The 14,760-nt window shown below is 61.7% G+C and carries 13 protein-coding genes and 1 pseudogene; 10 read left to right on the forward strand and 4 right to left on the reverse strand.

The features are described 5' to 3' along the window. Positions 1 to 274 precede the first annotated feature (274 nt). The 3 genes from QYQ93_RS14420 to QYQ93_RS14430 all read left to right on the forward strand — a co-directional run bounded on the left by QYQ93_RS14420 (position 275) and on the right by QYQ93_RS14430 (position 1,263). Entirely contained in the window at positions 275 to 820 is a 546-nt protein-coding gene (locus QYQ93_RS14420; protein WP_043050489.1) for a hypothetical protein, read from the forward strand. Between the two features lie 84 nt (positions 821 to 904). After that, positions 905 to 1,117: a hypothetical protein gene (locus QYQ93_RS14425; RefSeq protein WP_043050488.1), complete on the forward strand. Its 213-nt coding sequence runs from the start codon at positions 905 to 907 to the stop codon at positions 1,115 to 1,117. Positions 1,118 to 1,128: 11 nt separating this feature from the next. Next, positions 1,129 to 1,263 (forward strand): hypothetical protein, encoded by a 135-nt coding sequence (locus QYQ93_RS14430; protein ID WP_014718417.1) that lies wholly within the window; start codon positions 1,129 to 1,131, stop codon positions 1,261 to 1,263. On the opposite strand, the gene QYQ93_RS14435 is transcribed toward QYQ93_RS14430, so the two are convergent. After that, the gene (locus QYQ93_RS14435) at positions 1,254 to 2,606 is read right to left on the reverse strand and encodes a sodium:proton antiporter (protein ID WP_338474862.1); all 1,353 of its coding nucleotides are present in this window, start codon (positions 2,604 to 2,606) and stop codon (positions 1,254 to 1,256) included. The two genes, QYQ93_RS14430 and QYQ93_RS14435, sit on opposite strands and share 10 nt — an antisense overlap. Positions 2,607 to 2,788: 182 nt before the next feature. On the opposite strand from QYQ93_RS14435, the pseudogene QYQ93_RS14440 reads away from it, so the two are divergent. Continuing rightward, positions 2,789 to 3,949: pseudogene (locus QYQ93_RS14440) on the forward strand (pyridoxal phosphate-dependent aminotransferase); the annotation flags it as partial. On the opposite strand, the gene QYQ93_RS14445 reads toward QYQ93_RS14440, so the two are convergent. Then, entirely contained in the window at positions 3,948 to 4,388 is a 441-nt protein-coding gene (locus QYQ93_RS14445; protein WP_046068096.1) for an Lrp/AsnC family transcriptional regulator, read from the reverse strand. The pseudogene QYQ93_RS14440 and the gene QYQ93_RS14445 sit on opposite strands and share 2 nt — an antisense overlap. Before the next feature lie 108 nt (positions 4,389 to 4,496). Here QYQ93_RS14445 and QYQ93_RS14450 point away from each other — a divergent pair, with 108 nt between their 5' ends. Continuing rightward, positions 4,497 to 5,405 carry a DMT family transporter gene (locus tag QYQ93_RS14450; protein ID WP_338474863.1) on the forward strand — a complete coding sequence of 303 codons (909 nt, stop codon included), beginning with the start codon at positions 4,497 to 4,499 and terminating at the stop codon, positions 5,403 to 5,405. A gap of 75 nt (positions 5,406 to 5,480) precedes the next feature. On the opposite strand, the gene QYQ93_RS14455 is transcribed toward QYQ93_RS14450, so the two are convergent. Next, entirely contained in the window at positions 5,481 to 7,460 is a 1,980-nt protein-coding gene (locus tag QYQ93_RS14455) for a peptidase U32 family protein (RefSeq protein WP_059397379.1), read from the reverse strand. A gap of 254 nt (positions 7,461 to 7,714) precedes the next feature. Between QYQ93_RS14455 and QYQ93_RS14460 the strand changes: the two genes are divergently transcribed. Genes QYQ93_RS14460 through QYQ93_RS14480 form a run of 5 tightly spaced genes read left to right on the forward strand, consistent with a single transcriptional unit; the run spans position 7,715 to position 13,272 of the window. After that, positions 7,715 to 9,364: an AMP-binding protein gene (locus tag QYQ93_RS14460; protein ID WP_338474864.1), complete on the forward strand. Its 1,650-nt coding sequence runs from the start codon at positions 7,715 to 7,717 to the stop codon at positions 9,362 to 9,364. 21 nt (positions 9,365 to 9,385) lie between these two features. Continuing rightward, the gene (locus QYQ93_RS14465) at positions 9,386 to 10,153 is read left to right on the forward strand and encodes an SDR family NAD(P)-dependent oxidoreductase (protein WP_124400624.1); all 768 of its coding nucleotides are present in this window, start codon (positions 9,386 to 9,388) and stop codon (positions 10,151 to 10,153) included. Positions 10,154 to 10,165: 12 nt separating this feature from the next. Continuing rightward, complete coding sequence (locus QYQ93_RS14470; protein WP_043050480.1) at positions 10,166 to 11,350, forward strand: acetyl-CoA C-acyltransferase; 1,185 nt, start codon at positions 10,166 to 10,168, stop codon at positions 11,348 to 11,350. A 9-nt stretch (positions 11,351 to 11,359) separates the two neighbouring features. Beyond that, entirely contained in the window at positions 11,360 to 12,487 is a 1,128-nt protein-coding gene (locus QYQ93_RS14475; RefSeq protein WP_043050479.1) for an acyl-CoA dehydrogenase, read from the forward strand. 11 nt (positions 12,488 to 12,498) lie between these two features. Then, a complete protein-coding gene (locus QYQ93_RS14480; RefSeq protein WP_043050478.1) occupies positions 12,499 to 13,272 on the forward strand; it encodes an enoyl-CoA hydratase in 774 nt (257 codons plus the stop codon). Positions 13,273 to 13,605: 333 nt separating this feature from the next. Here the strand turns inward: QYQ93_RS14480 and QYQ93_RS14485 are convergent, their stop codons facing one another. Next, entirely contained in the window at positions 13,606 to 14,757 is a 1,152-nt protein-coding gene (locus tag QYQ93_RS14485; protein ID WP_338474865.1) for an acyl-CoA dehydrogenase family protein, read from the reverse strand. Positions 14,758 to 14,760 lie beyond the last annotated feature (3 nt).

Below are 14,760 nucleotides of genomic sequence, written 5' to 3' on the forward strand. Positions count from 1 at the left end.
GCGTGGTTTAACGGGGCGCCTGAGATCAAAAGCAGATCAAGATCAAGAGCGGCTCGCTGCGCATCGTGGTTACCGTCGGCGGCTATACAGTTGTGTAGATACCCATGCCCCGATAGCGGTGAGCCAGCTACAAATAAGCTGGCTGATACACCGCTATCGGGAGCAAGCCCCCACACATTCAAAGCGTGTTCGTTCCACCCTGGGCGTGAACAAACTTGAACTTCATCGAAGCCCACGTCTTCTAACCAGATTAGTTATCGTGTGGAGCCCCGTCGTGCCCAGAATCATCTCTCCAAACACGCCCGAAGCAGCCCTGACCGACCACAGCGAGCACAACGCGAAGATCTTCGGCTCGCCCAAGGACCGCCTCGACTTCTACCGCCGCGAGATCCAGTACGAAACCTCCATCCTGGCCAACCGTACTGACGCCTACCTCACGGCGCAGTCATTCCTGGTCATCGCCTTTGTCTCCGGCATGGGCAATCTCAACCCGGAGTGGGGCAAGCTGTTCACCCTGGTGGTGCCGGTGATCCTCGCCGCGCTGGGTATCTTAAGCTCGCTCAACGCCTGGCCTGGCATACGTGCCGCCTATGAAATCATCGACCACTGGCACTACAAGCAAAGCGAGCTGCTGCGCAGTGAGCCGGTAATGGGCATGGCCTACGATGAATCACCGTTGTTCTCCGAGATGGAGTCGACGCACAAGGGATACCGCAAGTCGCTGCTGTTCTCCATGCGTGCGCCGTGGTTGTTCATGGTGTTCTGGCTGGTATTGGGGATCTATGCGTTTTACATCCAGGTCGACAACCCGTTGCGCTGAGCAATTGGAATGAACTTCACGGCCTGAAGTGGCGCCTTACCCCTATGCCGTACAGTTTCCCCCAGCGCTGCAAAGAGGTGCGCCATGACCAACAGCAAAGACCCCCAGCTCGACAATCGTAATGATCCCGCCATCGACCGTGGCGAGCCAGCTCCCGGCACCTCTGCCGATGCCCCCAAAGACCCCAAGGCCGATAGCGACCCCAAGGCCAAGGAAAACGACTACAGTCCAGACTTCAAGCCTGAGCGCGAGCCCAAGCCTGAAACCGATGCGGATATCGATACCCAAGGCGGCTAGAGGAGAGGCTCATGTCAAAAGAACTCGACGACGAACTCAACGATCCGGGCAATGAAGACCCGGGTTCATTGATGGACGATGCCGAAGTCCCGCTTAATGATCTGGATGAAGCGGCGGACGTCGGCAATACCGAAAATCAGGACTGACCCTTCGCCCCGGCACGTCGTTCATACCAGCCCAGCATCGGCTGGGTACTCAGGCCGTGAACGACGATGCTCAGGGCGATCACCGACAGGGTAAGGTTCACCGCCACCGTGCTGCTGGTACCGATCAGCCCATGGTTGAGCGCGTAAAACAGGTAGTAGATGCTACCGATCCCGCGAATCCCGAACCAACTCATCAGCCCGCGTTGTCGACGGTCCAGCAGGCCGCCCCAAGGCATGGCAAACACGCTGACCGGGCGAATCACCCCAAACAGCAATGCCGCCACCGCCAGCGCGCGCCAGTCCCAGTGGCTGACCAACACGATGCCCAACAGGGTCACCAGGAACACTTCCATGGAGCGCTCCACCAGGCTGCCGAACGACAGCATGTCGTTCATCATCACCCCGGCGGCGATTTGCGTGTCCTGCAATTGGCTGACGTCGCCGTGCAGAGCCTGTTCCGGTTCCACCTCGAGGTGGCCCACCACCGGCTGCGCCAGGTGTTCGGCCGGCGTATCAGCATTGCCGGTGGATTTGACCTCGGCCTGACGCAGGCCCAGGCCCGCCGCAAACACGGCAAGGAAGCCGTAGCCGCCGACGGCTTCAGCGGCCACGTAAGCCAGGGCGATCAGTGCCAGGGTCAGGTAATCATTGGGCGACAAAGTGCTGTCCGCATTGGTGATGCGCATGCGCAATGTGACCCGGCCGATGCCGCGACCCATCCAGTAGCCAATCAGCAGTCCCGCCGGCACCGCCCATAGCAGGTTCTTCAATATCCAGCCGCCTAGCCAGTCGCCGTCAAACCCGCCGTGTTGCATGAACAGCAGGCCGAATATCACAAAGGGGAAGGCTGTACCGTCGTTCAAGCCGGCCTCGCCGGACAAACCGAAGCGCAGGGCGTCATAGTCCTGGGCATTGTTGACCTGCACCAGGCCGGCCAGCACCGGGTCGGTCGGCGCGAGCATGGCGCCCACCAGCAGCGAAACGCCCCACGACAGTTGCAACAGGTAGTGCAGCACCAGGCAGGTGCCGAGGATGGTCAGCAACATCACCGGCCCGGCCATGCCAAACGCAATGCGCCAGATGCGATGGCGCAGAGGCAGGCGTAATTTCAAGCCGCTGACGAATAGCGAAAACAGCACTGCGACTTCGGTCAAATGCTCCATCCAGCGCGCCGAGCCCTTGATGTCCAGGTGCAACAGGTCCACGCCCAACGGGCCGATGGCGATGCCCAGCAGCAGGCAGACTGCCGAGGTGGTCACGGGCATCCAGCGCAGGTAGGAGGAGGTGAGGGCGAGGGTGAGCAGTACGGCGCCGAGCACAGCCATCCAGAGAATAAAAGTCATCGAGCGTGTTCCAGGGCCGTGGTCTATGCAGGTTTGAGGACGCCCGAGGGATGCAGGTTCAATGTGATTACAGCCACATGTTGGCCGTTGAAGGAGTGCTGGGTATGCACTATGTTGAATCCTCCTTCCCGTTCACCTATCAACGGGTTCACGTCTTTTCATGTTGAACCAGAGGCCCTGGCATGCGGTTTTCCCCCTTCGTCGAACAAATTGCAGGGCAGGGCGTCGCCGCCTGGGACATCCACCACGCTGCGTTCCAGGCCGCCAGCCAGGGCGACGACATCATTATCCTCAGTGTCGGCGACCCGGATTTTGCCACGCCATCCTTCATCACCGACGCCGCCGTCAACGCCCTGCACATGGGCGACTCCCATTACACCGAGATCCCCGGTCGCCCGGCCCTGCGCGAGGCAGTTGCGGCGCGCTACAGCAACACCCTGGATCGCCCGCTGACTGCCGACAACGTGATCATCGTGGCCGGTGCGCAGAATGCGTTGTTTATCAGCTCGCTGTGCCTGCTGCAGGCTGGCGACGAGGTGTTGGTGCTCGATCCGATGTACGTCACCTACGAGGCCACGCTCAAGGCCAGCGGCGCGACCCTGGTGCGAGTGCCATGCAGTGCGCAATCCGGCTTTCGCCTGGATTCACAACTGCTCGCTGCGGCGATCACCCCGCGCACGCGGGCGATGTTCTTTTCCAACCCGAACAATCCGACTGGGGTGGTGCTCAACCTGCAGGAACTGCAAGCCATCGCCGAACTTGCGATCGCCCATGACCTGTGGGTGGTGGTGGATGAGGTCTACGAAAGCCTGGTATTTGACGGCCAGTACCACAGCCTTGCGGCATTGCCCGGCATGGCTGAGCGCTGCGTCGTCATCGGCAGCTTGTCAAAGTCCCATGCCATGACCGGTTGGCGTATCGGTTGGCTCATCGCCGCGCCACAGATGGTGAAGCACGCCGAAACCCTGATGTTGAGCATGCTGTACGGCTTGCCGGGCTTTGTGATGGAGGCGGCGACGGCGGCGGTGTTGGCCCATGACCAGGTGACTGAAGGCATGCGCGAGATCTACCGGCGCCGACGCGACTTGGTGGTGGCTGGCCTGAGCGCTTGCCCAGGCATCCACGTACAGGCGCCGCAAGCGGGCATGTTTGTGCTGGTGGATGTGCGTGGCACAGGCCTCAGCTCCCTGGAGTTTGCCTGGCGCCTGTTTCGCGAGGCCGGGGTGTCGGTGCTGGACGCGGCGGCCTTTGGCGAGCCGGCCCAGGGGTTCGTCCGGCTGTCGTTTACCTTGGGTGAGGAGCGTCTGGCCGAGGCCTGTCGGCGGATCACGCAGTTTGTCGCTAATCAGCCAAGGGCGGTAAACGCCGTTTCACCGGGGTTTTCTTGACGATCGCGGTGTTGGTTTCGGCATAGGCGTTGAGCCGGTCGAGCAGAACGTCCAGATGTTCCATCGTGCGCACATGCAGGCGTGCGATAAAGCAATCCTCACCGGTGACCTTGTCGCATTCGGTGAACTCGGGGATCGCCTGGATCTGGCGTTCCACCTCCTGCAATTTGCCGGGCAGGGGGCGGATGCGCACGATGGCTTGCAGCAGGTAGCCGAAATGCCTGGGGTCGATAACGACGGTGTAGTGAGTCAGCACACCGCGTTCTTCCAGGCGCCGCAGGCGTTCGCTGACGCTCGGTGAAGACAAACCGGTGATGCCCGCCAGCGCCTTGAGGGACAGTCGCGAGTCGTCCATCAAGGCCGCGATCAATTGCTGGTCGATGGTGTCGATCATGCTATCCGCCTAATAAGAAAAGGTGTTTTTCAGGTTTTGCCTTTTTTAGTCACTGTAGCCGTGTCGAGCAGATTGCCATAATTGAGCCTCACTTGAGGAGTTTCAATCATGGATTCATCCATCCGCCGCGGGTCGTGGGAAATGGTCGCCGCCATGCTGATCTCGGGCAGCATTGGCTGGTTTGTGCTGGTGTCTGGCGTGTCGGTGATCGAAGTGGTGTTCTGGCGCTGCGTGATCGGCGCGCTGACACTGTTGCTGGTCTGTGCGTGGCTGGGTTATCTGCGCCTGGACCTGCTCAACTGGGCGACGCTCGGGCTGGCAGTGCTCAGCGGCGTGGCTATCGTCGGTAACTGGCTGCTGCTGTTCGAATCTTATTCGCGCGCATCGATAGCCATCAGTACGGCGGTGTACAACGTGCAGCCATTCATGTTGGTGATGCTGGCAGCGCTGTTTCTCGGTGAAAAAATCACCGTGCAGAAACTGGCGTGGTTGAGCGTAGCCTTCGTGGGCATGTTGGCGATTGTCACCGCCCACGGCGAGCAAACGAGCGGCGGCAATTACCTGGTGGGTATTGCATTGGCCCTCGGCGCGGCCTTCTTGTATGCGATAGCCGCGTTGATCATCAAGCGCCTCAAGGCGGTGCCGCCGCATCTGATGGCGTTGATCCAGGTGGTCACTGGCGCGGTACTGCTGGCGCCTCTGGTGCCCTGGAGCGGCTTGCCGACATCCACCAATGCCTGGGCCGCACTGGTGACGTTAGGCGTGGTACATACAGGGCTGATGTATGTGCTGCTGTATGGCGCGATCCAGAAACTGCCAACCGCGATCACCGGCGCACTGTCGTTCATCTACCCGATTGCGGCGATTTTCGTCGATTGGATTGCCTTCGGGCATCGCCTGGGTTGGCTGCAATGGCTGGGGGTGGCGGCGATTCTGCTGGCGGCGGCAGGGTTACAGCGGGGCTGGTGGTGGCCCCGCAACCTAGGTAGGAGCGAGCTTGCTCGCGAAGAACGTTAACGAAAACGCAGCGCATCTGGTTGAAACGCGGCGTCCTCAGGTTTTTCGCGGGCAAGCCCGCTCCTACAAGAGCGATTAGTGCGTGCCCTGATAGATGAGGTTTTCCGGGTTGAAATGCTCTACGGCGCTGCCCGGTTGCGGCAACCCAAGGATATGCCCCTTGATCTTGCCCACCACATGCATTTCGCAGGGCTTGCAGTCGAACTTCAAGGTCAGCACTTCGTCGCCGTGGATCAACTGCATCGGCGCTACCTTGGTTTTCACCCCGGTCACGCCCTTGGCCTGTTTTGGGCACAGGTTGAACGAGAAACGCAGGCAATGCTTGGTGATCATCACCGGTACTTCGCCGGTTTCTTCGTGGGCTTCAAAGGCCGCGTCGATCAGCTTGACGCCGTGACGATGGTAGAAGTCCCGGGCTTTCTGATTGTAGACATTGGCCAGGAACGACAGGTGCGCCTCGGGGTAGACCGGCGGTGGCGAGGTTTCAGCCTTGCGCCCGCCCCGTGGGTGCGCCTTGATGCGGGCAGCGGTCAGCGCCTCGATCACTTCACGGCGCAGTGCCTTGAGCTGCGAGTTGGGGATGAAGAAGGCCTGCGGGGCATCCAGCTCGATGCGGGTGGCGTGGTATTCGGTGGTGCCAAGCTGGCCAAGCAGGTCGCGCAACGTGTCGAGCGCCTGTTCCGGCTTGTTGGCCACGCCAAACGGGCCGGGCAGGGTGACGTTGGCGCTGATGCCTTCTTCGCTGGTGGCGGTGACTTGCAGATGGTCTTCACGCAGGCGTGCCACCCATGACAGGCCGATACGGCGCTCGGCCGAGGTCTTCAACAGCGCCTGTTGCCAGTTATGGTCCAGGTTGCGGTTCAGCGGGTGGTTGGGGCGCAACTGATGCAGGCCGGCGGGCATTTCATTCGGTTCGACGCGATAGCGGTAGCGCTTCTCGCCGTCTTCTTCGAACTCACCCTTGGGCTCGGCGATATTGGCGCGGAACCCCACCACTTCACGCTTGACCAGCACATTCAGGCCATCACCGTTGGACAGCGGCTCCTGGGTGACCACCTGCAAGTCACGCTTGCCGGCTTTTTCCACCACACCCACCGGCAGGCCGGTAAAGGTCGGGGTGTCGAACGCGCCGATGTCGATCTTGCGGTCGGTGACGAAGTAATCGGTGCTGCCACGGTGGAAGGTTTTTTCCGGGTCGGGCACAAAGAAATGCGCAGTACGGCCGCTGGAAGCGCGGGCAAGGTCCGGGCGGTCTTCGAGGATTTCGTCGAGGCGCTGGCGGTAGTAGGCGGTGATGTTCTTCACATAGCCCATGTCCTTGTAGCGACCTTCGATCTTGAACGAGCGCACGCCGGCTTCGACCAGGGCACGCAGGTTGGCGCTCTGGTTGTTGTCCTTCATCGACAGCAGGTGCTTTTCAAACGCGACCACGCGGCCCTGGTCATCTTTCAAGGTGTACGGCAGGCGGCACGCCTGGGAGCAGTCACCGCGGTTGGCGCTGCGGCCATTTTGCGCGTGGGAGATGTTGCACTGCCCGGAGAACGCCACGCACAGCGCGCCGTGGATAAAGAACTCGATGGCGGCATCGGTCTCGTCGGCGATGGCGCGGATTTCTTGCAGGTTCAGTTCGCGAGCCAATACCAACTGCGAGAAACCGGCCTGGTCGAGAAACTTGGCGCGGCCCAGGGTGCGGATGTCGGTCTGGGTGCTGGCGTGCAGCTCGATGGGCGGGATATCCAGCTCCATCACGCCCAGGTCCTGCACGATCAGCGCGTCGACACCGGCATCGTAGAGTTGATGGATCAGCTTGCGCGCAGGTTCCAGCTCGTTGTCATGTAAGATGGTGTTGATGGTGGTGAACACACGGGCATGGTAACGCCGGGCGAATTCCACCAGCTGAGCGATATCGCTCACCTCGTTACAGGCATTATGGCGAGCGCCGAAGCTCGGCCCGCCGATGTAGATGGCGTCGGCGCCATGCAGGATAGCCTCGCGCGCAATGGCGACATCGCGGGCAGGGCTGAGCAATTCCAGGTGATGCTTGGGCAAGGACATAGTTTTTTTAGTCAGGCTTGTCACGGTCGAGGCGCGCATTGTAGCCGTGAAATGCCTGGGCGGCATCTACCGCAGGGCTGTCGGCCCCCAGGCCACCCCGGACTCAACAGGTGCCCCCCACACCGGATTGGCCAAACCAGTCAGCCAGGTTGAAGGCTTTGACCATTGCCGCTGCAACGCTCTGGAGCGACTATTCCAGCTGATTTATCGAGTCAAAAAGTCCTGAAAATAAAAATACAGAAGGATTGGAAACGATGCGTGAGTATTTGGCTGCCACCACCGGGTTTGATTACCAGCACACCGTCGACGCCGCGCTGGCCGGCAATCTGCAGGCGTTGAATGCCTGCGTAGAATGCTGTGACCGCCACGCGCTCCCCGGGCGTATCGCTTTGTTCTGGGAAGGCAAAGATGGGCGCAGCGCCACGTCGACCTTCACCGAGTTGCAGGAGCAGGCCGCACGTTTCGCCAACTTCCTCCTCTCCCAGGGCGTCAAGCGCGGTGACAAGGTCGCCGGCCTGTTGCCGCGCACGGCCGAGTTGCTGGTGGTGGTGCTCGCCACCTGGCGCATCGGCGCGGTGTACCAGCCGCTGTTTACCGCCTTCGGTCCCAAGGCCATCGAGCATCGGCTGAACAGCTCCGGGGCAGCGCTGGTGGTCACCGACGCGGTCAACCGCCCCAAGCTGGCCGAAGTCGCTGGCTGCCCGACCATCGTCACGGTGGCCGGGGCCAGGGGCGAGGGCATCGTGCGCGGCGACTACAGCTTCTGGGCCGAACTGCCCAACCACGCCAACGTCTGCGAGCCGGTGATGCTGGGCGCCGACGATCCGTTCCTGCTGATGTTCACCTCGGGCACCACCGGCCCCTCCAAGGCGCTGTCGGTGCCACTCAAGGCGATTGTCGCGTTCCAGGGCTACATGCGCGACGCCGTGGACCTGCGCCCCGAAGATGCGTTCTGGAACGTCGCCGACCCGGGCTGGGCCTACGGCATCTATTTCGGCGTGACCGGGCCGCTGGCCATGGGGCATCCGATCACTTTCTACGATGGTCCGTTCACCCTGGAAAGCACCTGTCGGGTCATCAATAAATATGGGATCACCAACCTCGCCGGTTCGCCCACGGCGTACCGCCTGCTGATTGCCGGGGGCGAGCAGTTCGCCCGTTCGATAAAGGGCAAGCTGCGCATCGTCAGCAGTGCCGGCGAGCCGTTGAACCCGGAGGTGATCCGTTGGTTCGCCGATAGCCTGGGCGTGACCATCCACGACCACTATGGCCAGACTGAGTTGGGCATGGTGCTGTGCAATCACCATGGCCTGGCGCACCCGGTGCATGTGGGTTCGGCGGGCTTCGCCTCGCCCGGGCACCGCATCGTGGTGCTGGATGACCAGAATCAGGAACTGCCCGCCGGCCAGCCCGGCATTCTCGCCATCGACCGTGAACAATCGCCGATGTGCTGGTTCGCCGGCTATGAGGGCGTCAAGACCAAGGCGTTTGTGGGCAAGTACTACCTCAGTGGCGACACCGTCGAGCTGAACCCGGACGGCAGCATCAGTTTTGTCGGGCGCAGCGATGATGTGATCACCACGTCCGGTTACCGCGTTGGCCCATTCGATGTGGAAAGCGCGCTGGTCGAACACCCGGCGGTGGTTGAAGCCGCCGTGGTCGGCAAGCCTTGCCCGGAACGTACCGAGCTGGTCAAGGCCTTCGTGGTGATCAGCGAGCAATACCGCGCCACCCCGGAATTGGCCGAAGAGCTGCGCCTGCATGTGCGCCAGCGCCTGGCTGCCCATGCTTACCCACGAGAAATCGAATTTGTCAGCGACTTGCCCAAGACCCCGAGCGGCAAGCTGCAACGTTTTATTTTGCGTAATCAGGAAATTGCCAAGGCCCAGGCGGCCGTGGCTTGATCCCTTTCAAAGGAAACAATGATGCAGATTGAAAACAAGGTATTCCTGGTCAGCGGCGGCGCTTCGGGCCTCGGTGCGGCCACGGCTGAAATGCTCATTGCGGCCGGCGCGAAGGTGATGTTGGTCGACCTGAATGCCGACGCCGTGGCGGCCAAGGCCACCCAGTTGGGCGACAACGCCCGTAGTGCCGTAGCCGATATCAGCCAGGAAGCCGCTGCCGAAGCGGCCGTTAACGCGGCTGTCGAGGCGTTTGGCGGTTTGCACGGGTTGATCAACTGCGCCGGTGTAGTGCGCGGCGAGAAGATCCTCGGCAAGAATGGCCCCCATGGCCTGGCCAGCTTTGCCCAGGTGATTAACGTCAACCTGATCGGCAGCTTCAACCTGTTGCGCCTGGCCGCTGCGGCCATTGCTGAAACCGAGGCGAATGCCGATGGTGAGCGCGGTGTGATCATCAATACCGCCTCGGTGGCGGCGTTCGATGGCCAGATCGGCCAGGCGGCGTATGCTGCCTCCAAAGGCGCGATTGCCAGCCTGACCTTGCCCGCCGCCCGGGAACTGGCGCGGTTTGGCATCCGTGTGATGACCATCGCCCCAGGCATCTTTGAAACCCCGATGATGGCCGGCATGACCCCGGAAGTACGCGACTCCCTGGCTGCTGGTGTGCCATTTCCGCCGCGCCTGGGCAAGCCCGCCGAATATGCCGCGCTGGTGCGGCATATCCTTGAAAACAGCATGCTCAATGGCGAGGTGATCCGTCTCGACGGCGCCTTGCGTATGGCCGCCAAGTAAGGAGCCACCTGTATGAATGACCCAATCGTTATTGTCAGCGCCGTGCGTACGCCCATGGGCGGGTTCCAGGGCGATCTCAAGAGCCTGACCGCGCCGCAGCTGGGCGCGGCCGCGATTCGTGCCGCTGTCGAACGTGCCGGTATCGCCACCGATGCCGTCGACGAAGTGCTGTTCGGCTGCGTGTTGCCGGCCGGGCTCGGGCAGGCACCAGCCCGCCAGGCCGCCCTGGGCGCCGGGTTGGACAAGGGCACCCGCTGCACCACCCTCAATAAAATGTGCGGTTCCGGCATGGAGGCGGCGATTCTTGCCCACGACTCACTGCGTGCCGGCAGCGTCGACGTGGTGATTGCCGGTGGCATGGAGAGCATGTCCAATGCACCGTACCTGCTGGACCGCGCGCGCAGCGGCTATCGCATGGGTCACGGCAAGGTGCTCGACCACATGTTCCTCGACGGCCTCGAGGACGCCTACGACAAGGGCCGCCTGATGGGCACCTTCGCCGAGGACTGCGCCGAGCACAACGGTTTTACCCGTGAAGCCCAGGACGCCTTCGCCATTGCTTCCCTGACCCGTGCCCAGGAAGCCATCACCCATGGCAGCTTCGCCAGCGAAATCGTCCCGGTACAGGTCACCGTGGGCAAGGAGCAGAAAACCATCCTGCACGATGAACAACCGCCGAAAGCCAAACTGGACAAGATTGCCAGCCTGAAACCGGCGTTCCGTGAAGGCGGCACCGTGACGGCGGCCAACTCCAGCTCGATCTCCGATGGCGCCGCTGCGCTGCTGCTGATGCGCGAATCCGAGGCCCACAAGCGCGGGCTCAAGCCGTTGGCGGTGATTCACGGGCATGCGGCGTTTGCCGACGAGCCGGGGCTGTTTCCGGTGGCACCCGTAGGGGCGATCCGCAAACTGATGAGCAAGACCGGCTGGAACCTCGATGAAGTCGACCTGTTCGAAATCAACGAAGCCTTTGCCGTTGTGAGCCTGGTGACCATGAGCAAGCTGGAGATTCCTCACGACAAAGTCAATGTCCATGGCGGAGCCTGCGCCCTGGGCCATCCGATTGGCGCCTCCGGCGCACGCATCCTGGTAACCCTGTTGTCGGCCCTGCGCCAGAAGGGCCTCAAGCGTGGCGTCGCCGCCATCTGCATCGGCGGCGGTGAAGCCACGGCCATGGCCGTCGAATGCCTGTACTAAGGACTGCTTATGCTGCCCAATGACGAACAACTGCAAATCAGCGACGCCGCCCGGCAATTCGCCCAGGAACGTCTGAAACCCTTCGCCGCCGAATGGGATCGCGAGCATCGCTTCCCCAAGGAAGCCATTGCTGAAATGGCCGAACTGGGCTTTTTCGGCATGCTGGTGCCCGAACAATGGGGTGGTTGCGACACCGGCTACCTGGCCTATGCCATGGCCCTGGAAGAAATCGCCGCGGGAGATGGCGCCTGCTCGACCATCATGAGCGTGCATAACTCGGTGGGCTGCGTGCCGATCCTCAAATTCGGCAATGACCAGCAAAAAGCCCGGTTCCTCACGCCCCTGGCCAGCGGTGCCATGCTCGGCGCCTTCGCGTTGACCGAGCCCCAGGCTGGTTCCGATGCCAGCAGCCTGAAAACCCGTGCCCGTCTTGAAGGCGATCACTACGTACTCAACGGTTGCAAACAGTTCATCACCTCCGGGCAAAACGCCGGGGTCGTGATTGTGTTCGCGGTCACCGACCCGGCAGCGGGCAAGCGCGGCATCAGTGCGTTTATCGTGCCTACCGACTCACCGGGCTACACCGTGGCACGGGTTGAAGACAAGCTCGGGCAACATGCCTCCGACACTTGCCAGATCCTGTTTGAGGACGTGAAGGTGCCGGTGGCCAACCGCCTGGGCGAGGAGGGCGAGGGTTACAGGATCGCCCTGGCCAACCTTGAAGGCGGTCGCGTCGGCATCGCGTCGCAATCGGTGGGCATGGCCCGGGCGGCCTTCGAAGCGGCCCGCGATTACGCCCGTGAGCGCGAAAGCTTTGGCAAGCCGCTGATCGAACACCAGGCGGTGGCTTTTCGCCTGGCGGACATGGCCACGCAGATAGCCGTCGCCCGGCAGATGGTGCATTACGCCGCTGCCCTGCGCGACAGTGGCAAGCCGGCCCTGGTCGAGGCGTCAATGGCCAAGCTGTTCGCCTCGGAAATGGCCGAGAAAGTCTGCTCGGCCGCCTTGCAAACCCTGGGCGGTTACGGTTACCTGAGCGACTTCCCCTTGGAGCGGATCTACCGCGATGTGCGGGTCTGCCAGATTTACGAAGGCACCAGCGATATCCAACGCATGGTCATCTCACGCAATCTTTAAGGAGCCGATACATGAGTTACGAAACCATCTTGCTTGACGTCCAGGGCCGTGTCGGGCTGATCACCCTCAACCGCCCCCAGGCGTTGAACGCCTTGAATGCACAACTGGTCAGTGAGCTGAACCAGGCGCTGGACGATCTAGAAGCCAACCCCGAGATCGGCTGCATCGTGCTGACCGGCTCGAAGAAAGCCTTCGCTGCCGGTGCCGACATCAAGGAAATGGCCGAGCTGACCTACCCGCAGATCTACCTGGACGACCTGTTCAGCGACAGCGACCGCGTGGCTAACCGCCGTAAGCCGATCATTGCGGCGGTAAACGGCTTTGCCTTGGGCGGCGGCTGTGAACTGGCGCTGATGTGCGACTTTATCCTGGCCGGCGACAGCGCCAAGTTCGGCCAGCCGGAAATTAACCTTGGCGTGCTGCCAGGCATGGGTGGCACCCAGCGCCTGACCCGCGCAGTGGGCAAGGCCAAGGCCATGGAAATGTGCCTGACCGGTCGCTTTATCGACGCGGTAGAAGCCGAGCGCTGCGGCATTGTGGCGCGTATCGTACCGGCCGATGAGTTGCTTGAGGAGGCGCTGAAGGTCGCTACCCTGATCGCCGGCAAATCCGTGCCGATCAGCATGATGGTCAAGGAAAGCGTGAACCGCGCCTTTGAAGTCAGCCTGTCCGAAGGCGTGCGTTTTGAGCGCCGGGTGTTCCATGCGGCGTTCGCGACCCAGGATCAGAAAGAAGGCATGGCAGCGTTCGTGGCCAAGCGTGCGCCGCAGTTCAAGGATAAGTAATACCGTCTCTACCACACTGGAGATGCAAATGTGGGAGGGGCGGTGCGACGATTCGACTTGCCCCCGATGGCGTTGGGTCAGTCATAGATGCATTTACTGACTCTCCCTCATCGGGAGCAAACCCCCTCCCACAGTTTTATGCGGTGTGTCAGTCAGAGCTGAGCGGCATTCATGGCCAAGCGCCGTCTCTACCACACTGGAGATCCAAATGTGGGAGGGGCGGTGCGACGATTCGACTTGCTCCCGATGGCGTTGGGTCAGTCATAGATGTGCTGACTGACTCTCCCTCATCGAGAGCAAACCCCCTCCCACAGTTTTTATGCGGCGTGCCAGTCAGAGCTGGTAGTTTTTCAGCTCCCTGGCAATCACCATCCGCTGGATTTCGCTGGTCCCTTCATAGATCTGTGTGATCCGCGCATCCCGGTAGTAGCGCTCCACCGGGTAATCTTCCAGGTACCCATACCCACCATGGATCTGCATCGCCTTGGAGCACACGCGCTCGGCCATTTCGGAGGCAAACAGCTTGGCCTGTGAGGCTTCCGATAAGCACGGCTTGCCGGCACTGCGCAGGCGCGCAGCGTGGAGGATCAGCAAGCGCGCTGCATTCAGCTGGGTTTGCATATCGGCCAGCAGGTTGGCCACGCTCTGGTGTTCGATGATTGCCTTGTCGAACTGCACCCGATCACGGGCATAGGCCAGCGCCGCTTCAAAGGCGGCGCGGGCGATGCCCAGGGCCTGGGCGGCAATACCGATGCGCCCGCCTTCAAGATTGGACAGGGCGATAGCCAGGCCCTTGCCGCGCTCACCCAGCAGGTTGGCCTCGGGAACGCTGCATTGGTTGAGGGTCACGGCGCAGGTGTCCGAGGCGCGAATGCCCATCTTGTGTTCGGTGCGATCAACCACAAAGCCCTGGGTATCAGTGGGCACCAGGAACGCTGAAATACCCTTCTTGCCCAGTTCCGGATCGGTCACCGCAAACACAATGGCCAGCTTGGCGCGCTTGCCGTTGCTGACAAATTGCTTGGCGCCGTTGATCACCCACTGGCCATCTTTCAAATCAGCACGGGTACGCAGGTTGTGGGCTTCGGAGCCGGCCTGGGGTTCGGTCAGGCAGAAGCAGCCGATGGCCTGGCCACTGGCGAGTTCGGCCAGCCAGGTTTGTTTCTGCTCTTGTGTGCCGTAGTTGAGGATCGGCCCGCAACCCACTGAATTATGGATACTCATCAGGGCGCCGGTGGCACCGTCACCCGCGGAAATTTCTTCGACCGCGAGGGCGTAGGCCACGTAGTCCACATAGGTGCCACCCCATTCTTCCGGGACCACCATGCCGAGCAGACCCAGTTCGCCCATCTTGGTGACCAGGGCGTCGTCGATCCAGCCGGCTTTTTCCCAGGCCTGGGCATAGGGAGCGATTTCGCCACGGGCAAAGTCTCGCGCCATGTCACGGATCATGACTTGTTCTTCTGTATATTCAAGATCTTGCATGGC

The sequence above is a fragment of the Pseudomonas khavaziana genome (assembly GCF_036704165.1).
Taxonomy (GTDB): domain Bacteria; phylum Pseudomonadota; class Gammaproteobacteria; order Pseudomonadales; family Pseudomonadaceae; genus Aquipseudomonas; species Aquipseudomonas khavaziana.